Origin of the sequence: Halomonas terrestris, assembly GCF_049166755.1 — a bacterium.
Classification (GTDB): domain Bacteria; phylum Pseudomonadota; class Gammaproteobacteria; order Pseudomonadales; family Halomonadaceae; genus Halomonas.
The window spans coordinates 198,273-220,898 of sequence record NZ_JBMHFZ010000001.1 but is presented as its reverse complement, the minus strand read 5'-3'; the positions used below and the strand labels follow the sequence as shown (position 1 = coordinate 220,898).

General features: G+C 65.4%; 20 protein-coding genes. 15 read left to right on the top strand and 5 right to left on the bottom strand.

The features are described 5' to 3' along the window. Window positions 1-58 precede the first annotated feature (58 nt). The gene (locus tag ACOMD9_RS01045) at window positions 59-826 is read left to right on the top strand and encodes an exodeoxyribonuclease III (RefSeq protein WP_421411647.1); all 768 of its coding nucleotides are present in this window, start codon (window positions 59-61) and stop codon (window positions 824-826) included. A gap of 114 nt (window positions 827-940) precedes the next feature. Here the strand turns inward: ACOMD9_RS01045 and rph are convergent, their stop codons facing one another. After that, window positions 941-1,663, bottom strand: a complete 723-nt coding sequence (gene rph, locus ACOMD9_RS01040) for a ribonuclease PH (protein WP_421411645.1) — start codon at window positions 1,661-1,663, stop codon at window positions 941-943. A 114-nt stretch (window positions 1,664-1,777) separates the two neighbouring features. Here rph and ACOMD9_RS01035 point away from each other — a divergent pair, with 114 nt between their 5' ends. The 11 genes from ACOMD9_RS01035 (at window position 1,778) to ACOMD9_RS00985 (ending at window position 15,649) form a co-directional block, all read left to right on the top strand. Beyond that, window positions 1,778-2,641, top strand: coding sequence for a YicC/YloC family endoribonuclease (locus ACOMD9_RS01035; RefSeq protein WP_421411644.1), 864 nt, complete (start codon window positions 1,778-1,780; stop codon window positions 2,639-2,641). Window positions 2,642-2,667: 26 nt separating this feature from the next. Next, a complete protein-coding gene (locus tag ACOMD9_RS01030; RefSeq protein ID WP_421411642.1) occupies window positions 2,668-5,064 on the top strand; it encodes a type I restriction-modification system subunit M in 2,397 nt (798 codons plus the stop codon). Next, window positions 5,057-6,406 carry a restriction endonuclease subunit S gene (locus tag ACOMD9_RS01025; protein WP_421411640.1) on the top strand — a complete coding sequence of 450 codons (1,350 nt, stop codon included), beginning with the start codon at window positions 5,057-5,059 and terminating at the stop codon, window positions 6,404-6,406. The genes ACOMD9_RS01030 and ACOMD9_RS01025 overlap by 8 nt, the downstream gene beginning before the upstream one ends. Before the next feature lie 5 nt (window positions 6,407-6,411). Beyond that, on the top strand, window positions 6,412-7,245 hold the full coding sequence (dinD, locus tag ACOMD9_RS01020; RefSeq protein ID WP_421411638.1) for a DNA damage-inducible protein D: 834 nt from the start codon (window positions 6,412-6,414) through the stop codon (window positions 7,243-7,245). A gap of 461 nt (window positions 7,246-7,706) precedes the next feature. Beyond that, window positions 7,707-10,733 (top strand): type I restriction endonuclease subunit R, encoded by a 3,027-nt coding sequence (locus ACOMD9_RS01015; protein WP_421411636.1) that lies wholly within the window; start codon window positions 7,707-7,709, stop codon window positions 10,731-10,733. A gap of 113 nt (window positions 10,734-10,846) precedes the next feature. Continuing rightward, window positions 10,847-11,461: a guanylate kinase gene (gene gmk / locus ACOMD9_RS01010; protein ID WP_421411634.1), complete on the top strand. Its 615-nt coding sequence runs from the start codon at window positions 10,847-10,849 to the stop codon at window positions 11,459-11,461. A 190-nt stretch (window positions 11,462-11,651) separates the two neighbouring features. Further along, window positions 11,652-11,912 carry a DNA-directed RNA polymerase subunit omega gene (rpoZ, locus tag ACOMD9_RS01005; protein ID WP_421411632.1) on the top strand — a complete coding sequence of 87 codons (261 nt, stop codon included), beginning with the start codon at window positions 11,652-11,654 and terminating at the stop codon, window positions 11,910-11,912. Window positions 11,913-11,978: 66 nt separating this feature from the next. Next, complete coding sequence (locus tag ACOMD9_RS01000) at window positions 11,979-14,114, top strand: RelA/SpoT family protein (RefSeq protein ID WP_421411630.1); 2,136 nt, start codon at window positions 11,979-11,981, stop codon at window positions 14,112-14,114. A gap of 90 nt (window positions 14,115-14,204) precedes the next feature. Continuing rightward, the gene (locus ACOMD9_RS00995; protein ID WP_421411628.1) at window positions 14,205-14,594 is read left to right on the top strand and encodes a RidA family protein; all 390 of its coding nucleotides are present in this window, start codon (window positions 14,205-14,207) and stop codon (window positions 14,592-14,594) included. A 6-nt stretch (window positions 14,595-14,600) separates the two neighbouring features. After that, window positions 14,601-15,116 carry an RNA 2',3'-cyclic phosphodiesterase gene (gene thpR, locus ACOMD9_RS00990; protein WP_421411626.1) on the top strand — a complete coding sequence of 172 codons (516 nt, stop codon included), beginning with the start codon at window positions 14,601-14,603 and terminating at the stop codon, window positions 15,114-15,116. Window positions 15,117-15,145: 29 nt separating this feature from the next. Continuing rightward, window positions 15,146-15,649: an acyloxyacyl hydrolase gene (locus ACOMD9_RS00985; RefSeq protein WP_421411624.1), complete on the top strand. Its 504-nt coding sequence runs from the start codon at window positions 15,146-15,148 to the stop codon at window positions 15,647-15,649. Between the two features lie 46 nt (window positions 15,650-15,695). Here ACOMD9_RS00985 and ACOMD9_RS00980 read toward each other — a convergent pair whose 3' ends face one another. Next, on the bottom strand, window positions 15,696-16,571 hold the full coding sequence (locus ACOMD9_RS00980; protein ID WP_421411622.1) for an SDR family oxidoreductase: 876 nt from the start codon (window positions 16,569-16,571) through the stop codon (window positions 15,696-15,698). 111 nt (window positions 16,572-16,682) lie between these two features. Between ACOMD9_RS00980 and ACOMD9_RS00975 the strand changes: the two genes are divergently transcribed. Together ACOMD9_RS00975 and recG are read left to right on the top strand one after the other, a co-directional pair. Further along, window positions 16,683-17,603 carry a hydrogen peroxide-inducible genes activator gene (locus tag ACOMD9_RS00975; protein WP_421411620.1) on the top strand — a complete coding sequence of 307 codons (921 nt, stop codon included), beginning with the start codon at window positions 16,683-16,685 and terminating at the stop codon, window positions 17,601-17,603. Beyond that, the gene (gene recG / locus ACOMD9_RS00970; protein WP_421411619.1) at window positions 17,600-19,693 is read left to right on the top strand and encodes an ATP-dependent DNA helicase RecG; all 2,094 of its coding nucleotides are present in this window, start codon (window positions 17,600-17,602) and stop codon (window positions 19,691-19,693) included. The genes ACOMD9_RS00975 and recG overlap by 4 nt, the downstream gene beginning before the upstream one ends. Before the next feature lie 202 nt (window positions 19,694-19,895). Here the strand turns inward: recG and ACOMD9_RS00965 are convergent, their stop codons facing one another. The 3 genes from ACOMD9_RS00965 to ACOMD9_RS00955 form a co-directional block, all read right to left on the bottom strand. Continuing rightward, complete coding sequence (locus ACOMD9_RS00965) at window positions 19,896-20,252, bottom strand: hypothetical protein (RefSeq protein ID WP_421411617.1); 357 nt, start codon at window positions 20,250-20,252, stop codon at window positions 19,896-19,898. A 78-nt stretch (window positions 20,253-20,330) separates the two neighbouring features. Continuing rightward, window positions 20,331-20,606 (bottom strand): HU family DNA-binding protein, encoded by a 276-nt coding sequence (locus ACOMD9_RS00960; RefSeq protein WP_421411615.1) that lies wholly within the window; start codon window positions 20,604-20,606, stop codon window positions 20,331-20,333. 227 nt (window positions 20,607-20,833) lie between these two features. After that, window positions 20,834-21,994 carry an FAD-dependent oxidoreductase gene (locus ACOMD9_RS00955; protein ID WP_421411613.1) on the bottom strand — a complete coding sequence of 387 codons (1,161 nt, stop codon included), beginning with the start codon at window positions 21,992-21,994 and terminating at the stop codon, window positions 20,834-20,836. A gap of 74 nt (window positions 21,995-22,068) precedes the next feature. Here ACOMD9_RS00955 and ACOMD9_RS00950 point away from each other — a divergent pair, with 74 nt between their 5' ends. Continuing rightward, window positions 22,069-22,617, top strand: coding sequence for a chorismate--pyruvate lyase family protein (locus ACOMD9_RS00950; protein WP_421411611.1), 549 nt, complete (start codon window positions 22,069-22,071; stop codon window positions 22,615-22,617). Window positions 22,618-22,626 lie beyond the last annotated feature (9 nt).

Below are 22,626 nucleotides of genomic sequence, written 5' to 3'. Positions count from 1 at the left end.
TTTACCCAAACGTCGAAACGTCGGGTATCATACACGCGCGACGCAAAAGGGACCATGTATGAAAATCGCCACCATCAATGTCAACGGCATCCGGGAGGCGGTCGGTCGGGGTTTCCTCGACTGGCTGGCCAACCAGGATGCCGATGTCGTCTGCGTGCAGAACCTCAAGGCCAAGAGCTTCGAGCTGGACGACAGCATCCTCTACCCGGAAGGCTACGAGGGCTACTTCCTCGACGCCGAGCAGGACGGCTTCTCCGGTGTCGGACTCTACTGCCGCAAGATTCCCAAGGCCATCATGTACGGCCTGGGCTTCCCGCAGTGCGACCACGAGGGTCGCTTCCTGCAGGCCGACTACGACCGCTTCAGCATCGCCAGCTTCCTGATGCCCGACGGCAGCGACCCCGCCGCCAAGCAGGCCTTCATGGCCCAGTACCAGGAGTACCTGAGCAAGATGGCCCGCAAGCGCCGCGAGTACATCATCTGCGGCACCTGGCACATCGCCCACAAGACCATCGACCTGGAGAACTGGGCCGACAACCAGACCACGCCCGGCTTCAAGCCCGAGGAGCGCGCCTGGATGGACCAGGTCTTCGGCCCCACCGGTTTCATCGACGCCTTCCGCGAGATCAACCGTGACGCCGGCGAGTACACCTGGTGGCCGGCACTCGACCAGGACCAGCCGCGTTCACGCCAGGAAGGCTGGCGCATCGACTATCAGGTGGTGGGCGCCAACTTCCGCCGCCACGTGGTCGATGCCTGGATCGATCACGACGCCACCTTCTCCGAGTTCGCCCCGCTGATCGTCGAATACGACCTGACGCTCTGATCGCGCCCCCTACGTCGCCGTCCCGGCTCCGGCCGGAACGCATTGCGCCGGCCATGATGGCCGGCGCAATGCGTTATGCCGCGGCTCAGGGCGGATCCGTCGGCCAACGCCGCGTCAGCGACGAATCCCCAGCGCCTCGCGCTGGTGATCGAACAGCTCGGCCCCTGCCTTCTCGGCCAGGTCGAGCATGGCGTCGAGCTCTGCACGGGAGAAGGTGCCGGCCTCGGCGGTCCCCTGCACCTCGATCATGCCACCGCTCTCGGCCATCACCACGTTCATGTCGGTGTCGGCGCCGCTGTCCTCGGGGTAGTCCAGGTCCACCACCGGCACGCCCTTGAAGATGCCCACCGAGACGGAGCTGACCAGCTGCTTGAAGGGGTCCCCCTTGATCTTCTTCTCGCGCTGCAGGTAGCGGATGGCATCGATCAGCGCCACGCAGCCGCCGGTGATCGAGGCGGTGCGGGTGCCGCCATCGGCCTGGATGACGTCGCAATCCACGGTGATGGTGAATTCGCCGAGCTTCTTGAGGTTCACCGCCGCCCGCAGCGAGCGACCGATCAGCCGCTGGATCTCCAGGGTGCGCCCTCCCTGCTTGCCACGGGCCGCCTCGCGCCCGCCACGAGTATGGGTGGCACGGGGCAGCATGCCGTACTCGGCGGTCACCCAGCCCTGGCCCTTGCCACGCAGCCAGCGCGGCACCCCGGCCTCGACACTGGCGTTGCACAGCACGCGGGTGTCACCGAACTCCACCAGTACCGACCCCTCGGCGTGGCGGGTGTAGTCGCGGGTCAGGCGGATCTCGCGGGGCTGGTCGGGCTGTCGTCCACTGGGGCGCATAGAACCTCTCGTCTTTCGTATGAACATCATGGCCGGTGTCGGCCTGGGGCCGCCATTCTACACGCTTAATCGGTTACACTGGGGCCCCACCGACGCGACGCATCAGGAGTTCCCATGGCTCACAGCATGACCGCCTTCGCCCGCCTGGGCCGGGAAGCCGAGTGGGGCAGCCTGCAGCTCGAGCTGCGCTCGGTGAACCAGCGTTACCTCGATCCTCACTTCCGCCTGCCGGAGAGCCTGCGCGACCTGGAGCCGGTGTTCCGCGAGTCACTGCGCGTGCGCCTGGCCCGCGGCAAGGTGGAGTGCACCCTGCGCTTCGAGCCGGCCAGCGGTGCAGCCACCCTGGCCGTCAGCCGCGAACGCCTCGAGGCCCTGGCCGTGGCCCTGGCCGAGGTGCGCGGCGTGGTCAGCGATGCCCCCATGCCCGATGCCCTGGCGCTGCTCGACCACCCCGGCGTGCTCGACGCCCGCGGTCCGGACCTCGAGACCGTCAAGGCCGAGGCCACGGCACTGTTTCATGCCGCCCTGGACGACCTGGTCGCCGGCCGCGCCCGGGAGGGCGACAAGCTGGCGGTGCTGATCCATGAGCGGCTTGCCGCCGTCAACGCCCAGGTGGCCGAGGTGCGCCGGCTGATGCCGGAGATCCTCGCGCGCCAGCGCGCCCAGCTGCTCGAGCGCCTCGAGGCGGTCAAGGCCGACCTCGATCCCCAGCGGCTCGAGGCCGAGCTGGTACTGCTCGCCCAGAAGGCCGACGTCGACGAGGAACTCGACCGCCTGGCCACCCATGTCACCGAGGTGGAACGCCAGCTCGGCCAGAAGGGCCCCGTGGGGCGGCGCCTCGACTTCCTGATGCAGGAGCTCAACCGCGAGGCCAACACCCTCTCCTCCAAGGCGGTGGTCGCCAGCACCACGCGCTGCGCGGTCGAGCTCAAGGTGCTGATCGAGCAGATGCGCGAGCAGATCCAGAACATCGAATAAACCAGGGATAGGAAGGTCCCCGCACCATGAATCACGCCGCCCACAACAAGCTGGTTGCCTTCATCTGGTCGATCGCCGACGACTGCCTCCGCGATGTCTACGTGCGTGGCAAGTATCGTGACGTGATCCTGCCGATGGTGGTACTGCGCCGCCTCGATGCCCTGCTGGAAGCCTCCAAGTCCCAGGTACTGGAAGAGGTCGCGCTCCAGCGCGACGAATTGCAGTTGGCGGAGCCGGACGAGACGGGGCTCCGCGATGCCTCCGGCCATGTGTTCTACAACACCAGCAAGTGGACCCTGAGCCAGCTCTACAGGACGGCCACCAACAACCAGCAGATCCTCCTGGCCAACGTCGAGGAGTACCTCGAGGGCTACAGCCCCAACGTCAAGGAGATCATCGACAAGTTCGACCTGCGTCGTCAGATCCGGCACATGGCCAGCAAGGACGTGCTGCTGGATGTGCTGGAGAAGTTCACCTCGCCCTATATCAACCTGACCCACGAAGACGCCGAGGACCCGGACGGCAACCGCCTGCCGGCACTCTCCAACCTCGGCATGGGCTACGTCTTCGAGGAGCTGATCCGCAAGTTCAACGAGGAGAACAACGAGGAAGCCGGGGAACACTTCACTCCCCGCGAGGTGATCGAGCTGATGACCCACCTGGTCTTCGATCCCGTCAAGGACTGCCTGCCACCGGTGATGACCATCTACGACCCGGCCTGCGGCAGCGGCGGCATGCTCACCGAATCCCAGAATTTCATCAAGGACGAGGAAGGCGACATCCGCGCCGGTGGCGACGTCTATCTCTACGGCAAGGAGATCAACGACGAGACCTACGCCATCTGCAAGTCCGACATGATGATCAAGGGCAACGACCCGGCCAACATCCGCTCCGGCTCTACCCTCTCCACCGACGAGTTCGCCGGCGACCGCTTCGATTTCATGCTCTCCAACCCGCCCTATGGCAAGAGCTGGGCCAGCGAGCAGAAGTTCATCAAGGACGGCAAGGAAGTCATCGACCCCCGCTTCAAGGTCGAGTTGGCCGACTACTGGGGCAATCGCGAAATCCTCGACGCCACGCCCCGCTCAAGCGACGGCCAGCTGCTGTTCCTGATGGAGATGATCAGCAAGATGAAGGCCGGCGAGACCAGCCCGGGCTCACGCATCGCCTCGGTGCACAACGGCTCCAGCCTGTTCACCGGCGACGCCGGCAGCGGCGAGAGCAACATTCGCCGCTACATCATCGAGAACGACCTGCTGGAGGCCATCATCCAGCTGCCCAACAACCTGTTCTACAACACCGGTATCACCACCTACATCTGGCTGCTCAGCAATCGCAAGGCCGAAGGGCGCCGCGGCAAGGTCCAGCTCATCGACGCCAGCCTGCTCTACCGCAAGCTGCGCCGAAACCTCGGCAACAAGAACTGCGAGTTCTCTCCCGAGCATATCGGCGAGATCACCCGGTGCTATCAGGCACTGGAAAGCATCGACCGCCCGGCGGGAGGCGACGGCATCGCCGCCCAGGTCTTCGACAACCGTGACTTCGGCTACCACAAGGTCACCATCGAACGCCCCGATCGACGCAGGGCAGGCTTCAGCGCCGAGCGCATCGAGACCCTGCGCTTCGATAAGGCCCTGCGCGAGCCCATGGCATGGGCCTACGCACAATGGGGAGACACCCTCTACGAGCCCGGCACCCTCAAGGAGCACGAAAAGGCAATGCTTTCCTGGTGCGAGGAGCAGGAGCTGGGCCTCAACGCCAAGCAGCGCAGGAAGCTGCTGGATGAGGCCACCTGGCACAAGCACCTGACCCTGGTCAGCGCCGCCCAAGGGCTGATGGCGGCCATCGGCACCGAGGAGTTCAACGACTACAACCGCTTCAAGTCGCTGGTGGAGAAGGAGCTGAAGGCGCTGACCAGGCGGGAGGGCATCAAGCTCTCCGCCAGCGACAAGAGCGCCATCCTCAACGCCATTAGCTGGTACAGCGAGGACGCCGAGAAGGTCATCAAGCAGACCGTGAAGCTGACCGGCGAAGTGCTCGCCCAGCGCCTCGCGTTTCTGGGCTGCCGGGAGGAGGATCTGCCCGACTTCGGCTACACCCCGACCGGCAAGCCTGGCGAATATGTCATCTTTGAAGCGAGCGCGGAGCTACGCGACAGCGAGAGCATTCCTCTCGACCAGAGCATCCACGGTTTCTTCCTGAACGAGGTCAGGCCCCACGTGCCGGAAGCCTGGATCAATATGGCATCGGTGAAGATCGGCTATGAGATCAGCTTCAACAAGTATTTCTACAAGCACCAGCCGCTGCGCAGCATGGAGGAGGTCGCCTGCGATATCGTGGCACTGGAGCAACAGGCGGAAGGGCTGATTGCCGATATTCTGGGTATTGGTGTTGAAGAATTATCGGGTGTGGAGAATGAATAATAAAACTTCCTTTTACCAAAGAGCCAGCCTCCCAATTTCACATCAATGGCATACCTGCAGACTGAAAGACATTGCCTTGATCAACCCAGTTCTTTCACTTTCAAACTTCAGCCCTGATGAGCATGCTTGTTTCTTGCCAATGGAGCATGTTTCGGTTCTTGATGAGCCGTCCTACTCACTTCAAAAAAAAATAAAGGATATCAGCACAGGACTGACAAACTTTGAGCGGAGCGATGTCATAATCGCCAAGATCACTCCTTGCTTTGAAAATGGAAAAGGTGCCTGCCTCGACAAGATGCCATCCCAGATTGGTTTCGGCTCTACAGAATTTCATGTATTGAGGCCTGGAAGAAGTACCTCATCAAGATTTTTATATTTCTTGACTAAGTCAAGCTTATTTATGAAGCAAGGCGAGGCGCTTATGACCGGATCCGCCGGTCAGAAGCGCGTTCCCTACAGCTTTATTTCCAACTTTCAATTATCGCTACCCCCGATTCATGAGCAGTTTAATATAGCTAGATTCCTTGATGAAAAAACCACAGGGATCGAAAAAGCAGTCAACATAAAAAAACAGCAGATCGACTTACTCAAGGAGCGCAAGCAGATTCTGATCCAGAATGCCGTTACTCGCGGCCTGGAACCGAATGCGCCCATGCGCGATTCTGGCATTGAGTGGATTGGAGAGGTCCCGCAGCACTGGAGAATCAACCATAATCGCACCCTCTTTACTGAACGTGTCGAGCCTGGCAACGAAGGCTTGCCGCTTCTCACCGTATCCATTCGTTCCGGCGTATCCACCGGCGAGCTAAGCGAAGACGATAACCTGAGAGGACGAGTCAAGATCGAGGATCAAACCAAGTACAGCCTCGTTCAGCCCGGTGATATCGTCTATAACATGATGCGCGCCTGGCAGGGTGCCATCGGTGCCGTAACGACGACAGGCATGGTAAGCCCGGCCTACACAGTGGCTACTCCGGATTCCAGGATTCGGCCAAAATACTTCGAGTACCTGTACAGGACACCGCTCTTCATCCACCAGATGGACCGCCACTCCAAGGGCATTACCGATTTTCGCAAGCGACTCTACTGGCAAGAGTTCAAGCAAATGCTCTCCCTCGTTCCTCCGCTCTATGAACAGGATCGCATCGTTCAACATATCGACCAGGAATCGACCCGAATCGACAGGGCTATTTCCCTCTTCCAAGGCCAGATCGAGCGCCTCAAGGAGTACCGCGCCACCCTGATCGATAGCGCCGTCACCGGCAAGATCCGGGTGCCAGGCGTGGAGGATCCCGCCCCCGCCCTTTCCATGGATGGACCTAAGGAGAACTCATGGATATAAATAGAATGCGAAGCCAGTTTGACGACCTGAGCCACACCGTTCCTGAAGAAGATATCGAGTTCTGGTTTGCCCGCGACCTGATGAAGCCGCTGGGTTATGCGCGATGGGAAAATTTCCAGACCGCCATCCGCCGGGCCATAGAGTCCTGCGAATCAACAGGTTATAGCCCTGAAGACCATTTTCGTGGCGTCACGAAAATGGTCCCTCTGGGCAGTGGCTCTGAGCGACCAGTGGATGACTTCATGCTCACCCGCTATGCCTGCTACCTGATTGCTCAGAACGGCGACCCTCGCAAGGAGCCCATTGCCTTTGCCCAGAGCTATTTCGCCGTTCAGACCCGTAAGCAAGAGCTGATTGAAGACCGCATGCGGCTGATTGCCCGGATGGATGCCCGGGAGCGTCTACGTGAATCCGAAAAGGGCCTGTCGCAGAACATCTACGAACGGGGCGTGGATGACAAGGGCTTTGGGCGTATCCGCTCACGGGGAGATGCCGCCCTATTCGGCGGTAACACCACCCAGCTGATGAAGCAGCGCTACGGCATCACCAAGAGCCGCCCACTCGCCGACTTTCTGCCCACACTGACCATCGCGGCCAAGAACCTGGCCACAGAGATGACCAACCACAATGTCATGCAGGAAAACCTGCAAGGCGAAATGTCGATTACCCAGGAGCATGAACAGAACAATGTAAGCGTCCGCGATATGCTGGGTCAGCGTGGTATCCAGCCGGAAAACCTGCCGCCCGAGGAAGACATCAAGAAGTTGGAGCGCCGAGTAAAAAGTGAACAAAAACGGCTTGAAAGACAGTCCGGTAAATTACCCGGCGATGAGGAGTAGTCATTGCGCTGTTGCCAGCGGCGTCCGACTCCACGGAAGCGCAAGGCCTACCGCTACGTTCCCTACTGGGCCTGGGACGTTCTCATTTAATAGTGCTGCGCTTTCTCTCCATGCCAGAGAGACTACTACCCCACAGAGTTAGACGAATGCAGACGCGAAGCGAGCCGGAAGCTGAGGGCAGCTTTGAAAATAAGTTATATTTTACAAATGGTTATGCGGTGATCGACAAATGTCTAACCGCCACTCGCTAGACATTTCTAGACATTCCCTCGGCCCTACAAGCTAAAGAATGGCTGCGGCTCGAAGGCAAAGAGGGGCAGGAAAGCTTCATTTGACGGCCACTTGATGGGCTACCCTGGCAGAAGCAGTGGAGCACAGGAAAGTCTATTAATAACAATGAATTATAAAAAATTCGTCATTTGACAGGGCACAGGGATGCCAGGACACACGCAGGAGAGGTCATGGTCAGCCAGACAAACGAGCAGGCACTGGAAGCGAGCATCGAGCGCGCCCTGACGGGCAGCAGCCGCGAGGACAACATCGCGCTGGGCGAGAGCCCGGCCGAGCGCCCCTTCAGCCCGGCGCATGGCTACCACCCCGGCCGCCCCGAGCACTTCAACCCACACTACGCCGTCGATACCCACCAGCTGTGGCACTTCCTCGAAGCCACCCAGGCCAGGGAGTTGGACAAGCTCAGGCAGCGCCATCCGGACTGGGAGCGCAAGCTGCTGGAGCGCTACGACCGGCTGGTCGGCAAGCATGGACTGCTGCACCTGCTCAAGAAGGGGCTGAGCCTCGATGACGCCCACTTCACCCTGTTGTATCCCGCACCGCTGGCCAGCAGTTCGGCCAGCGTCAAGGAGCGCTTCGCGGCCAACCGGTTCAGCTGCACCCGCCAGGTGCGCTATTCGCTGGCCAACAGCCTCGAAGAGATCGACATGGTGCTGTTCATCAACGGCCTGCCCTTCGCCACCCTGGAGCTGAAGAACCCCTGGACGGGGCAGACGGCGCGCTATCACGGCCAGAAGCAGTATCGACAGGACCGCGACCCCAGCCAGCCGCTGCTGCGGTTCGGGCGCTGCCTGGTGCATATGACCGTGGATACCGACGAGGTCTACATGACCACGCGGCTGGCGGGACCGAGGACCGATTTCCTCCCTTTCAACCAAGGCAGCGAGAACCACGGTGCCGGCAATCCGCGCAACCCGCATGGCCATCGCAGCGCCTACCTGTGGCAGGAGGTCTTCACCCGCGAGAGCGTGGCCAACATCATCCAGCACTTCATGCGCCTGGATGGCAGCAGCCGTATGCCGTTGACCAGGCGGACGCTGTTCTTCCCCCGCTATCACCAGTTGGATGTCGTGCGCCGCCTCGTGGCCCATGTCAGCGAGCATGGCGTCGGCCAGACCTATCTGGTGCAGCACTCAGCCGGCTCGGGCAAGTCCAACTCCATCACTTGGGCGGCCTACCAGCTGATCGAGACCTACCCAAGCGCCGAGGACGTGCGCGGTGCCCGCGGGCTGGAAACGCCGCTTTTCGACTCGGTCATCGTGGTCACCGACAGGCGCCTGCTCGACCGGCAGCTGCGCGACAACATCCGGGAGTTCTCGGAGGTCAAGAACATCGTTGCGCCGGCGCAGCGCTCGGCCGACCTGAAGCAGGCCCTGGAGCAGGGCAAGAAGATCATCATCACCACCATCCAGAAGTTCCCCTACATCATCGACGGCATCGATGACCTGAGCGACAAGCGCTTCGCCGTCATCATCGATGAGGCACACGGCTCTCAGGATGGCGATGCTCACGGCAAGATGAACCGGGCCATGGGTGGCGACGCGGAGTCCGAGGAGGACGTGCAGGACAAGGTGCTCCAGGCCATGCGCGCCCGCCGGATGCGCGGCAACGCCTCCTACTTCGCCTTCACCGCCACCCCCAAGCGCAGCACGCTGGAGAAGTTTGGCCAGGCCACGCCAGACGGCGAGTTCAAGCCCTTCCACCTCTACTCGATGAAACAGGCCATCGAGGAGGGCTTCATCCTCGACGTGCTGGCCAACTACACCACCTACCGCAGCTACTACGAGATCCAGAAGTCCATCGAGGAGAACCCCCTGTTCGATACGGCCAGGGCCCAGAAGAAGCTGCGCGCCTACGTGGAGCGGCACCCCCAGACCATCCGTGCCAAGGCGGAGATCATGCTGGACCACTTCATCCAGCAGGTGGTCAATCACAAGAAGCTGAAGGGCAAGGCCAAGGGGATGGTGGTCACCCAGAACATCGAGGCCGCCATCCGCTACCACCAGGCCATCACACGCCTGCTGGAAGACCGTGGCGCCCCCTTCAAGGCGCTGGTGGCCTTCTCGGGAACCAAGCCGGTGGATGGCATCGACTACACCGAGGCCGACATCAACGGCTTCCCCGAGGCCGAGACCAGGGAGGCATTCGACAGCGACGAATACCGGCTGCTGGTGGTGGCCAACAAGTACCTGACCGGCTTCGACCAGCCGAAGCTGACGGCCATGTACGTGGACAAGAAACTCCAGGACGTCCTCGCGGTCCAGACGCTTTCCCGTCTCAACCGCGCCGCACCGAAGCTCGGCAAGAAGACCGAGGATCTCTTCGTTCTGGACTTCTTCAACACCACCGACGATATCAAGAAGGCCTTCGATGATTTCTATACGGCCACCAGCCTGTCGGAGCCGACCGACGTCAACGTGCTGCATGAGCTCAAGGAGGCCCTGGACGAGATCGGTGTCTATGAATGGCACGAGGTGGAAAGCTTCATCGAGCACTACTTCGGCAATGCCGACGCCCAGGAGCTGAGCCCGCTGATCGATGCGGCGGCCGACCGTTTCAACAACGAACTGGAACTCGACGACCCGCACAAGGCGGACTTCAAGATCAAGGCCAAGCAGTTCGTCAAGATCTACAGCCAGATGGCCTCGATCATGCCCTATGAGGTGATCGATTGGGAAAAGCTGTTCTGGTTTCTCAAGTTTCTGATTCCCAAGCTTATCGTCCGGGACAGGGAAGCCGACCAGATCGATGCGCTGCTGGAATCGGTCGACCTGTCATCCTATGGCCTGGAACGGGTCAAGCTTGGTCAGCGAATCGGCCTGGACGAGACACCGACGGAGCTCGACCCCACCAACCCGAACCCACGCGGCGCCCATGACGGTGGGGCCGACTCCGACCCGCTGGACGAGATCATCCGCACCTTCAACGAGCGATGGTTCCAGGGCTGGGAAGCCACGCCGGAGGAGCAGCGCGTCAAGTTCCTCAGCATCGCCAGGAGCATCGAGGCTCACCCGGACTTCAAGGAGAAGTACAAGAACAATCAGGACTCCCATAACCGCGTGCTGGCATTCGAGAAGATCTTCGAGGAGGTCATGCTGAAGCGTCGTCGCGCCGACCTTGAGCTGTACAAGCTGCTGGCCAACGATGAAGCCTTCAAGTCGTCCATGCAGGAAAACCTGAGAAAAGTGTTGGGATAGCCTCGCGGCAGGGGATGAACAGCCCCTGCAGCGCGCCGCGAATTCATGCGATACTTCGCGCTTTCCTCACGGCACACGCCGCTTCACCCAGTTGCCAATCAGGGATGCCGACCATGCCCCAAGGTACCCTCTTCATCGTTTCCGCCCCCTCCGGCGCCGGCAAGACCAGCCTGGTGCGCGAGCTGATCGAGAGTCTCGACGGCCTCCAGGTCTCGGTCTCGCACACCACCCGCGAGCGCCGGCCCGGCGAGGTGGATGGCGTGAACTACCACTTCGTCGACGTGCCGGGCTTCGAGGCGATGATCGAGCGGGGCGAGTTCTTCGAATACGCCCGGGTGTTCGACAACTACTACGGCACCTCCCGCCCGGCCGTGAAGACCATGCTGTCCGCCGGCCAGGATGTCATCCTGGAGATCGACTGGCAGGGCGCCCGCCAGGTACGCAGCCAGATGCCCGAGGCCGTCTCGATCTTCATCCTGCCGCCCTCCCGCAACGAGCTGGAGCGCCGCCTCGCCAGCCGCGGCACCGACGAGCATGCGGTGATCGCCCGGCGCATGGACGACGCGGTCAAGGAGATGTCGCACCATGACGAGTACGACTACCTGGTGATCAACGACGACTTCACCACCGCCCTGCGCGAGCTCCAGTCGCTGGTGATCGCCCGCCGCCTGACCCTGGCGCGGGTCCGCGAACGTCACGCCCCCCTGCTCGAGGCGCTGTTGTCATGACCCCCAGCCGCGGGCGCTTGTCATGACCCCCGGCCGCAGGCGCTGATCCTGAAACCCCGCCGCGGCGCTTGTCAGGCGAGCCGGGCGTCGAGTAACCTATCAGGTCTATCCATTGTGGAATCACGGTCTGCGCCCCCCCCCTCGCCGCGGGCCCGATGACGATTCCCCACCAGCACTCAGGAAGGCATCCATGGCGCGAGTCACAGTCGAAGATTGTCTGGAAAACGTCGAAAACCGCTTCAAGCTGGTGATGATCTCCACCCAGCGTGCCCGCCAGCTGGCCCGCGGCTCCCGCGACGCCCTGCTGCCGTGGGAGAACGACAAGGCCACCGTGATGGCACTGCGCGAGATCGCCGAGGGCCTGGTCGACGCGAGCGTGCTCGACGAGCCGATCGAGGCGCCGGTGCGCATTCGCCACGAACCCGAGCCGGGCCTCGCCGCCGAGGAGTGATCCCGCACGACGGCTTTCCGCCGCCATTCCCCGCAGGGCACTCACGCAGGATTCAGGGCGCGCCGCATGTTCACCATCGATGACCTGGCCGACCGTCTCGGCGGCTACCTCCCTCAGGACGAGATCCAGCAGGTCAAGCGTGCCTTCTACTACGCCGAGCAGGCCCACGATGGCCAGCGTCGGCGCTCCGGCGAGCCCTATGTGACTCACCCGCTCGCCGTCGCCAACATCCTCGCCAACATGCACATGGACCATCAGAGCCTGATGGCCGCCATGCTGCACGACGTGATCGAGGACACCGGGGTCGGCAAGGAGGCCCTGGCCAGGCAGTTCGGCAAGCCGGTGGCCGAGCTGGTCGACGGCGTCTCGAAGCTGACCCAGATCACCTTCGAGGACAAGGCGGTCGCCCAGGCCGAGAACTTCCAGAAGATGGTCCTGGCGATGTCCCGGGACATCCGGGTGATCATCGTCAAGCTCGCCGACCGCCTGCACAACATGCGCACCCTGGGCGCCCTGCGCCCCGAGAAGAAGCGCCGCATCGCCCGCGAGACCCTCGAGATCTACGCCCGCATCGCCAGCCGGCTGGGCATCAACACCATCCGAGTCGAACTCGAGGACCTCTCCTTCCAGGCCCTGCATCCGATGCGCGCCGAGCGCATCAAACGCGCCGTCTCCAGCGCCCGCGGCAACCGTCGCTCGGCGATCCGCCATGTCCAGAATGCCCTGCAGACGAGCCTCGACGAAGAGGGAATGCCCGCCACCGTGATCGGCCGCCAGAAGCACCTGCTGTCGATCTACAAGAAGATGCGCGACCAGCGCAAGTCGTTCGCCGAGATCATGGACGTGTTCGGCTTCCGCATCATCACCGAGGACGTCGACAGCTGCTACCGCATCCTCGGCGTGGTGCACAACCTCTACAAGCCGGTGCCGGGTCGCTTCAAGGACTACATCGCCATTCCCAAGGCCAACGGCTACCAGAGCCTGCACACCACCCTGTTCGGCAGCGGCGGCATGCCCATCGAGGTGCAGATCCGCACCCGCGAGATGGAGGCCATGGCCAACAACGGCATCGCCGCCCACTGGCTCTACAAGGCCGGCCAGACCGAGCACCCCATCGCCGAGGGCAGCCATGCCCGCGCCCGGGCCTGGGTCAAGGGGCTGCTCGAGATGCAGCGCCACGCCGGGGATTCGCTGGAGTTCATCGAGCACGTCAAGAACGATCTCTTCCCCGACGACATCTACGTCTTCACGCCCAAGGGCGACATCATGGAGCTGCCCCAGGGCGCCACGGTGATCGACTTCGCCTACAGCGTGCACACCGACATCGGCAACAGCTGCATCGCCTGCCGCATCGACCGCCACCTGGCCCCGCTCTCCTCCCGTCTGGAGAGCGGCCAGACCCTGGACATCATCACCGCCCCCGGGGCCAAGCCCAACCTGGCCTGGCTCAACTTCGTGGTCACCGCCAAGGCCCGCTCGGCGATCCGCCACGCGCTGAAGCACCAGCAGCAGATCGAGGCCGTACAGCTCGGCCGCCGCCTGCTCAACAAGTCCCTGGCCGACTTCGAGACCAGCCTGGAAGAGCTGCCGCGCGGCCCGCTGGACGGCCTGCTGGCCGAGCTGTCGCTGAAGAACGAAGATGCCCTGCTGGAGTCCATCGGCCTGGGCACCCGGGTCGCCCATGTGGTGGCGCGCCGCCTGCTCGACCTGCAGCACGGCGAGGAGCGGGGCGCCGGCGAGTCCGAGAGGTCCAGCCACGGGCCCATCGTGATCAGCGGCGCCGAGGGCATGGTGATCAAGTTCGCTCGCTGCTGCCACCCCCTGCCCGGCGATCCGGTGATCGGCCACCTGTCGGTGGGCAAGGGCATCGTGGTGCACCGTGCCGAGTGCCGCAATCTCGGCGAACTCAGGAACGACCCGGACAAGCTGTTCGCCCTGGAGTGGTCCGACGAGATCGAAGAGGACTTCCCCGTCGCGCTGCGCCTGGAGGTGGAAAGCCGCCGCGGCCTGGTGGCGGAACTCGCCGGCCTGGCCACCGATGCCGGGGCCAACATCGAGCGCATCGGCATCGAGGAGCGCGACGCGCGCCTGTCGATCGTCAACCTGACCCTGGCGGTACGCGACCGGGTGCACCTGGCGCGCATCATCAAGCGACTGCGCAACCTCTCCCATGTGGGCAGGATCTCGCGGGTCGGCAACTGAATCCGTCCCAGGCCCGCCCGTCGCGGCTGCGGCGGGCGGGCCATCTCTTTCATGCGTCACAACCCTTCAACGCCACCACGGAGAACGTCCATGAGCAACAAGGCCGTGATCAACACCGACCAGGCGCCCGCCGCCATCGGCCCCTACTCCCAGGCCATCAAGGCCGGCAACACCGTCTACCTCTCCGGCCAGATCCCCCTGGACCCGGCCACCATGGAGCTGGTCTCCGACGACTTCGAGGCCCAGGCCCGCCAGGTCTTCACCAACCTCAAGGCCGTCTGCGAGGAGGCCGCCGGCTCGCTGGGCGAGATCGTCAAGCTCAACCTCTACCTGGTCGATCTGGACAACTTCGCCATCGTCAACCAGGTGATGGAGGCATTCTTCGAGAAGCCCTACCCGGCCCGCGCCGCGGTGGGCGTGAAGGCACTGCCCAAGGGCGCCCAGTTCGAGGCGGAAGCTGTCATGGTCATCGGCGACTGAGCGGGCGTGAGACTCTTTCTGGCACTGGTGCCGCCGCCCGAGCTGCGCAGGCGGCTCGGCGAGCTGGCGGACCTCGCCCACGCCCGCTGCGGCGGGCGGCGCATGCCGGACGAGAGCCTGCACCTGACCCTGGCCTTTCTCGGCGAGGTCGCCGAGGAACCGGCCGACGCAGTGGCGAGCTGGGTGCGCACGCTGGCGGTCACGCCCGGCCGCTGGCGGCTCGATCACTGGGGCCGCTTCCGGCGACCGGGGATCGTCTGGCTCGGGGCCAGCCGCACCGACACCGCGCTCCAGGCGCTGCACGGCCGGCTGTGGGACGGCCTGGAGCACCGTGGCCTGACAGGCCGCCCGGACAGCTTCGTGCCCCATATCACCCTGCTGCGACGTGCCGACACCCTCGAGACCGACGGCCTGCCGGACGTGCGGCTCGACTGGACCTATAATCAGCTTGAGCTGATTCACTCCATCACCGACGACCGGGGCGCCCGCTACGTCAGCCTGGCACGATCAGGCACCCCCTGAATCGTCGGCAGGGAAGAAGGGGGAAGGGAATGTCCCGCAAGGCAGGCATCACGACCGTCGCCGCTGCCGCGGCACTGCTGGGCAGCGGCCCGGTACTGGCCGACTGGTACCTGGCCGCAGGCGCCACCAGCGAATCCACGGCGGCGCTGACGGTCGAGATCGACCGGATGATCGGGCTCGAGCGTTTCCATCCACGCCTCGACCTGAGGCTGGCCACGGGCCTGCTGCTGCTCTCCAGTCGCGAGAAGGATGGCAATGCCGCCTGGCGCCTGACACCGGCGCTGCGCTACACCTTCGCCGGCGAGCGGGGAGTGTTCGTGGAAGGGGGCATCGGCGGGGCGCTGTTCCTCGACACCCGTGTCGAGGCGCGGGAACTCTCCACCGCCTTCCAGTTCGAGGACCGCCTGGCGCTGGGCCTGCCGTGGGCCGGCGGCGAACTCTCGCTCGCCCTGACCCACTACTCCAATGCCGGCATCCGGCGACCCAACGACGGCTTCGAGACGCTGACGCTTGGCTATCGTCAAGCACTGTGATCGCGGCCAGCCGATACGCCGGCCTCGATGCCACCCCGGCTCGGGGTCAGGCCTTCTCGGGTGCCAGGAAGCCTCCCTCCCGGAGCACCTGGGCATAGCCCTCGCGGTAGCTGGGGTAGCGGAACACATAACCGCTCTCGAGCAGGCGGCGGTTGTCGCAGCGCTTGCTGGCCCGGCGCCGCAGCGGCGACTGGATCGTCTCGGTAGCCTCCACCTTGAGCTGCCTGGCCAGCCAGGCCATCACCTCGTGCAGCGGCGCGGGTTCGCAATCGCTGCCGAGATAGAGTTCATGGAGGGGCTTGCCGGCCAGGGCGAGGTCGACCAGGTGGGCGAGCACCCCGGCACAGTCGTCGCGGTGGATGCGGTTGGTGTACATGGCCGGGCTGGCGGGCGCGATGCGCCCCTCGCTCACCTGGCGAATCAGGCGGTCGCGGCCGGGGCCGTAGATGCCCGAGAAGCGCACCACCGTGCCCGGCAGGTCATGATCGATCAGGGCCTGCTCCGCCTCGCGCATCAGCTGGCCGGAGAAACCCGAAGGAGCGGTGGGGCTGGACTCGTCGACGGCCTCGCCCTCCTGCTGGGCGTAGACGCTGGTGGAGGAGACGAAGAAGACGTGCCGTGGCGCCCTGCTGCGGCCGGCATATTCGGCCAGCGCCGCCTTGAGGCCCTCGGGATAGGCGACACGATAGGCCTCCTCGTCGAAGTGGTCGGCGCTGACCACGTAGACCAGCACATCGGCATCCGGCAACCCGGCCAGGCCGGCGGTATCGCCCAGGTCCAGTGACACGGCCTCGAGGCCGGCATCCTCCAGGGCCGCGGCGTTGCGGCGCACGCCGACCACCCGCTGGCCGGCTTCCTTGAGGCGCCGTCCCAGCGCGGTGCCGATATCGCCACAGCCCAGAATCAGTGTCGTCTTCTTCACCTTTCCGTCGCCCCCTGATAAAAAGTCCCTATTGGCATTATTGTATCCTTGTGCTTTGGGCCCCGTGCATCGGGGCAACACCCGTATCGAGAGGATGCCACCGGCACCAAGATGACTCTAACAGAACTTCGCTACATCGTAACCCTGGCCCAGGAGCGCCACTTCGGGCGCGCCGCGGAGCGCTGCTTCGTCTCCCAGCCGACCCTGTCGGTGGCAGTCAAGAAGCTCGAGGAGGAGCTGGGCGTGGCACTGTTCGAGCGTTCGAAGTCCACCGTGCAGGTCACGCCCCTGGGCGAGAAGATCGTCGAACAGGCCCAGCGCGTGCTGGAGCAGAGCAGCGTGATCAAGGAGCTGGCCAGCGCCGGCAAGGACCAGCTGGCCAGCCCGCTGCGCATCGGTGCCATCTACACCATCGGGCCCTACCTCTTCCCGCACCTGGTGCCGGCCCTGGCGGCCAGCGCCCCGCAGATGCCGCTCTACATCGAGGAGGGCTTCACCGGCAACCTGCGTCGCAAGCTGAGGAACGGTGAGCTGGACGCCATCATCGTGGCCCTGCCCTTCACCGAGACCGACGTGGTCACCAAGCCCCTCTACGAGGAGGAGTTCGAGATACTGATGCCCGCCGACCATCCCTGGGCCGAGCGACAGAGCATCGACAAGGAGGACCTGCTCGACGAACGCCTGCTGCTGCTGGGCGAGGGACACTGCTTCCGCGACCAGATCCTCGAGGCGTGCCCGGCCATCAGCCACAAGCTCAACAGCCCCAGCAATACCCTCACCGCCGAGGGCGGGTCGCTGGAGACCATCCGCCACATGGTGGCCTCGAAGCTGGGCATCACGGTGCTGCCGCGCTCGGCCATCGGCACCGGCCACTACGAAAGCGGCCTGTTGATCAGCCGGCCCTTCAGCCCCCCGGCGCCCTCGCGTACCGTGGCCATCGCCTGGCGGGCGAGCTTCCCGCGCCCCAGGGCCATCGACGCCGTGACCGACGCCATCGCCCGGTGTCGCGAGGCCGAACTCGAGCCCGCATGAGGACCGACACCAAGGCTCTCGACGCGCCGGTCACATCGCTCAAGGGCGTCGGTGAAGCCCTGGCGCTGAAGCTCGCCCGGTTGCGCATCGACAGCGTCGCCGACCTGCTGTTTCACCTGCCACTGCGCTACCAGGACCGCACCCGCATCACGCCCATCGGCACCCTGCGTGCCGGACACGAGGCGGTGGTGGAGGGCGAGGTCGTGGCCAGCGAGGTGGTGCGCGGCCGTCGGCGCAGCCTGCTGGTCCGGCTGCGCGACGGGTCCGGGCTCCTCAGCCTGCGCTTCTTCCACTTCACGCCGGCCCAGCAGCAGCAGTTCCGCCCCGGCACCCGGGTACGCTGCTTCGGCGAGGCCCGGGCCGGTGCCACGGGGCTGGAGATCTACCATCCGGAGTATCGGCTGCTCAGCACCGACGCGCCGCCGGTGGAGGATCACCTGACGCCGATCTACCCGGCCACCGAGGGGTTGCACCAGACCCGCCTGCGGGCGCTGATCGAGCAGGCACTGGCATGCCTCGACGCCGAGCCCGAGGCACTGCCCGACTGGATTCCCGCCCCCCTGCGCACGCGCTTCGGCCTGCCCGAGCTGCACCACTGCCTGCGGGTGCTGCACCAGCCGCCCCCGGAAGCCGACCCCGCGCAGCTCGCCAGCGGCCACCACCCGGCCAGCCGCCGCCTGGCCCTGGAGGAGCTGCTGGCCCACCAGCTCAGCCTGCGCGAGGTGCGCCAGTGCATCCAGCGGGACGGCGCGCCACGACTGCCCTCCGGACGCAGCCTGCAGACGCGCTTCCTGACCCAGCTGCCCTTCTCGCTGACCGGCGCCCAGCGCCGGGTGCTCGACGAGATCGCTGCCGACCTGGCACGCGAGGTGCCGATGCTGCGCCTGGTGCAGGGCGACGTGGGCTCCGGCAAGACGGTGGTGGCCGCGATGGCGGCACTCTCGGCCATCGCCGGCGACTGCCAGGCAGCCATGATGGCGCCCACCGAGATCCTCGCCGAGCAGCATTACCGCGCCTTCCGCGCCTGGTTCGAGCCGCTGGGCATCGAGGTGGCCTGGCTGGCCGGCAAGCTCAAGGGCAAGCCGCGACTCGACACCAAGGCGGCGATCCTCGACGGCCGCGCGCGCATGGTGGTGGGCACCCACGCGCTCTTCCAGGGCGACGTGCACTTCCAGCGCCTGGGACTGGCCATCATCGACGAACAGCACCGCTTCGGGGTGCACCAGCGCCTGGCGCTACGTGAGAAGGGCGAGGCCGGCGGCCTCACCCCCCACCAGCTGGTGATGACCGCCACGCCCATTCCCCGCACCCTGGCCATGAGCGCCTACGCCGACCTCGACGTCTCGGTGATCGACGAGCTGCCGCCGGGGCGCACCCCGGTGAAGACGGTCGTGGTGCCGGACGAGCGCCGCCCCGAGGTGGTGGCGCGCATCCGCCACGCCTGCGCCGAGGGCCGCCAGGCCTATTGGGTCTGCACCCTGATCGAGGAATCCGAGGCGCTGCAGTGCCAGGCCGCCGAGGCGACCCGCGACGAGCTCACCGAGGCCCTGCCGGAGCTCGCCATCGGCCTGGTCCACGGGCGCATGAAGGCCGCCGAGAAGGCCGCGGTGATGGATGCCTTCAAGGCCGGCGAGCTGGACCTGCTGGTGGCCACCACGGTGATCGAGGTGGGCGTCGACGTGCCCAACGCCAGCCTGATGATCATCGAGAACCCGGAACGGCTGGGGCTCTCGCAGCTCCACCAGCTCCGCGGGCGGGTCGGACGTGGCTCCACCGAAAGCTACTGCGTGCTGCTCTACCACGGGCCGCTGTCGGCCCACGCCAAGGAGCGGCTGACGGTGATGCGCGAGACCACCGATGGTTTCCGCATCGCCGAGAAGGACCTGGAGCTGCGCGGCCCCGGCGAGGTGCTGGGCACCCGCCAGACGGGGCTCGCCCAGATGAAGATCGCCGACCTGGAGCGTGACGCCGACCTGCTCGAGCGGGTCTCGCCCCTGGCCGAGGCGCTGCTGGCCAGCCGCCCGGAGGCCAGCCGCCCGCTGATCCGCCGCTGGCTGGGCGAGGAAGCGGGGCGCTATGGGCAGGTGTGACAGGGCCGAGCACCGAGCACCGAGCACCGAGCACCGAGCAGGATGATAGCGTGTTACGACTGATGCGAGCGGCGCCGGGGACAGGTCGGAGCGGAGGTCATTCTTCAAGGACGAAGAATGTAGCGCCAAGGGAGGGGTTCACAGCGCCTCCGCGTAGACCTGTCGCCGGGAAAGCCGCGACGTCAGGCAACCCCTTGGGCGTTCAAAGGTGCTTCAGCAGCCGCTGCAGCCTCTGCAGGTCGCCGGAGTCGCCGACCAGGCGCACGGTGCCGGCCATCATGCCGTCTAGGAAGGCCTGCTGGGTGGGCTTCTTCAGCACCTTGAGCGCGGTGGCCTCGTCCTCGAAGCGCAGCTCCAGGTCGAGGTCCACCGGCAGCCCACGGCCCGTGCGAATGCCACGGGGGGACATGCGGTAGAAGCGGGCGATGGAGAGGTCCTCGGTGGCGATGCCCCAGTCGAGGCCACGCATCTCGGTAAGCAGTTCACGGAAGCGGGGCTTGCGCCGCAGGGCGCGCTTGAGCAGCCGTCCCAGCAGCCAGAGCATCAGTCGCAGCTTCATGTCGATTCCGCCGCCAAGGAAGTGTGAAGGGCATGATCCTGCGGCCCGCGTTACCGCGGGCCGCGTCAAGGTACCGGCTTACTTGGTGACGGCGTCCTTGAGCCCCTTGCCCGGCTTGAAGGCCACGGTCTTGCTGGCCGGAATCTTGAGCGGGGCACCGGTCTGGGGGTTCTTGCCGGTACGAGCGGCGCGCTCGCGCACGGTGAAAGTGCCGAAGCCGATCAACGAGACATCCTGACCCTGGGACACGCTGCCGGTGATCTCGTCGAGGATGACGTTGAGCACCTGGCTCGCCTTGTCCTTGGAGAGATCGGCACGCTCGGCAATCGCCGCCGCGAGTTCTGGTTTACGCATACAGCCCTCCTGGTATTGGCATTGTTCCCGGCGAAGTCGCACGCCGGTATTGTTGTTGATAACTGAGTTGATGGATCCCTGCTCCTGCATCACTCGCATGCGGCCTCCCCGCCACGCGCCTGTCCGGAACATCCGTCAGGCCAGCGGAATGACGACATGCGAATGACACCAACATCAACGACGCATCGGGCCCGGCCGTATCGCCGGGAGCGCCGTCGTTGACGTCACTAGCCTAGCAACGGCGGTGCCGCCCGCGCCAGTTCGACTTTCCGACGTACACAGGCGCCTGTCAACGCAAAACCGATCAAACGTCCGTCCTCGGCCTCGGCGAAGGCCGCCAGGTCGCCTCCCTCCCCCTCGATGCGCCAGCACGCCACCCCCCGTGTCGGTGGCAACGCCACCACCGGCAGCAGCGGCGTCTTGACCAGCACCGGCCAGGCGCCGTAGCTCACCGGTGTGGGCGTGCCGGCCAGGGTCCCGGCCAGGGCCTTGGCGCTGGCCTGAAGGGGCTGGACGTACATGGCATTGACCCCGTCGACGCAGGCCGCGTCCCCCAGTGCAAAGACACCGGGAGCCGAGGTGGCGAGCAGGCGGTCGGTGAGGATGCCGGCGTGGCTGACCTCGAGACCGGCCGCCTCGGCCAGCTCGGTGCGGGGCCGCAGCCCGGTGGCCACCAGCACCAGGTCGGCCTCGAGACGGCTGCCATCGCTCAAGGCCACGCCGACCCGGCTGCCTGAAGGCTCCAGTCCCGCCAGGCTGCGGCCCAGGTGCAGTGTCATCCCCGCCGCCTCGAAGGCGTCACCCAGGGCGCGTCCCAGCGGCTCGGGCAGCAGTCGCGGCAGGGGGGCGCTCTCCGGCGCCACCAGGCTCACGTCGTGCCCCCCCGCGGCGAGGTCGTTGGCGAACTCGCAACCCACCAGCCCCACGCCGATGATCGCCACCCTCGCCGGCCGGCCCAGGGCCTCCAGCGCCGCATGGAAGAGGCGGTAGTCATCCAGGTCATTGACACTGAAGACGCGGCCGGAGACCGCCTTCGGCACCCGGAAGGGCACGGCCGGCGCGGCGCCCGTGGCCAGTACCAGCTCGCTCCAGGGCAGCCGCTCGGCACCGATGGCCAGGGTGCGCGCCTCGAGGTCGATGGCCTCGACCCGGGTGTGGGTGCGCACCACGGCGCCGAGCCGGTCGGCCAGCTCCAGTGCCGAGCCTGCCGCCAGCCGCTGCGGAGGCAGGCGCTTGGCAAAGCCGGTGGAGAGCAACGGCTTCGAGTAGTCATCGCCGCTGTCGGCGGTGATCAGGGTGACGGGACGCTCGGTATCCCGGGCCCGCAGCTGGCGCAGCAGGCCGATGCCGGCCATGCCGGAGCCGATGATGGTCAGGGGAGCGCTCATGGAACTCCTCGGTCAGGGTGGGGATGACACCGCATGTTACACTACCCGCCCCTGTATCGACGCGGAGCCCGACGGTGTCCGACCTGCCACCCTGCGACACCCACGCCCCGGCGCACTGGATCCCCCTAGCCGCGGCCCGCCCCGCCATGGCGCCCGCCTGGTGGCGATGGGTCGCCTCCCGCGACTCCCTCACCGCCCGGCTGACCGATGCCGGCCACCCGCGGCCCTTCCGGGTCCGGCTGCTCGACCAGCGCATCGGCCTGCCGCGCCGCGACGAGGCGCTGGCCCTGGACCTCCCGCTGCACCGCCAGGCCTGGCTGCGCGAGGTGGCCCTGTACCTCGGCGAGCGCCCCTGGGTGGTGGCCCGGTCGGTGGCGCCGCTGGAGGAGCTGCGCGGCCAGCGCCTCGACCAGCTGGGCGAGAACTCCCTGGGCAGCTGGCTGTTCCGCCAGCCGGACCTGGAACGCGGCGACATCGAGGTGACCTCGGCCCCCGCCGGCTTCCATTCGGCCCGCGGGCCCTGGGGTCGGCGCTCGGTGTTCCGCCACGGCAGCTTCCGGGTGCTGGTGCAGGAGTGGTTCCTGGACGCCATGGCGGATGACCTCGGCCTTCCTTCGCGCTAGGCTCTGGGC

Coding starts and splice junctions, on each gene's coding strand:
- ACOMD9_RS00975 (WP_421411620.1), top strand. CDS start 16,683: ATGACTCTAACAGAACTTCGCTACATCGTAACCCTGGCCCAGGAGCGC.
- gmk (WP_421411634.1), top strand. CDS start 10,847: ATGCCCCAAGGTACCCTCTTCATCGTTTCCGCCCCCTCCGGCGCCGGC.
- dinD (WP_421411638.1), top strand. CDS start 6,412: ATGCGAAGCCAGTTTGACGACCTGAGCCACACCGTTCCTGAAGAAGAT.
- ACOMD9_RS00955 (WP_421411613.1), bottom strand. CDS start 21,994: ATGAGCGCTCCCCTGACCATCATCGGCTCCGGCATGGCCGGCATCGGC.
- recG (WP_421411619.1), top strand. CDS start 17,600: ATGAGGACCGACACCAAGGCTCTCGACGCGCCGGTCACATCGCTCAAG.
- ACOMD9_RS00960 (WP_421411615.1), bottom strand. CDS start 20,606: ATGCGTAAACCAGAACTCGCGGCGGCGATTGCCGAGCGTGCCGATCTC.
- ACOMD9_RS01025 (WP_421411640.1), top strand. CDS start 5,057: ATGAATAATAAAACTTCCTTTTACCAAAGAGCCAGCCTCCCAATTTCA.
- rpoZ (WP_421411632.1), top strand. CDS start 11,652: ATGGCGCGAGTCACAGTCGAAGATTGTCTGGAAAACGTCGAAAACCGC.
- ACOMD9_RS00965 (WP_421411617.1), bottom strand. CDS start 20,252: ATGAAGCTGCGACTGATGCTCTGGCTGCTGGGACGGCTGCTCAAGCGC.
- ACOMD9_RS01035 (WP_421411644.1), top strand. CDS start 1,778: ATGGCTCACAGCATGACCGCCTTCGCCCGCCTGGGCCGGGAAGCCGAG.
- rph (WP_421411645.1), bottom strand. CDS start 1,663: ATGCGCCCCAGTGGACGACAGCCCGACCAGCCCCGCGAGATCCGCCTG.
- ACOMD9_RS01030 (WP_421411642.1), top strand. CDS start 2,668: ATGAATCACGCCGCCCACAACAAGCTGGTTGCCTTCATCTGGTCGATC.
- ACOMD9_RS01000 (WP_421411630.1), top strand. CDS start 11,979: ATGTTCACCATCGATGACCTGGCCGACCGTCTCGGCGGCTACCTCCCT.
- ACOMD9_RS01045 (WP_421411647.1), top strand. CDS start 59: ATGAAAATCGCCACCATCAATGTCAACGGCATCCGGGAGGCGGTCGGT.
- ACOMD9_RS01015 (WP_421411636.1), top strand. CDS start 7,707: ATGGTCAGCCAGACAAACGAGCAGGCACTGGAAGCGAGCATCGAGCGC.
- ACOMD9_RS00995 (WP_421411628.1), top strand. CDS start 14,205: ATGAGCAACAAGGCCGTGATCAACACCGACCAGGCGCCCGCCGCCATC.
- ACOMD9_RS00985 (WP_421411624.1), top strand. CDS start 15,146: ATGTCCCGCAAGGCAGGCATCACGACCGTCGCCGCTGCCGCGGCACTG.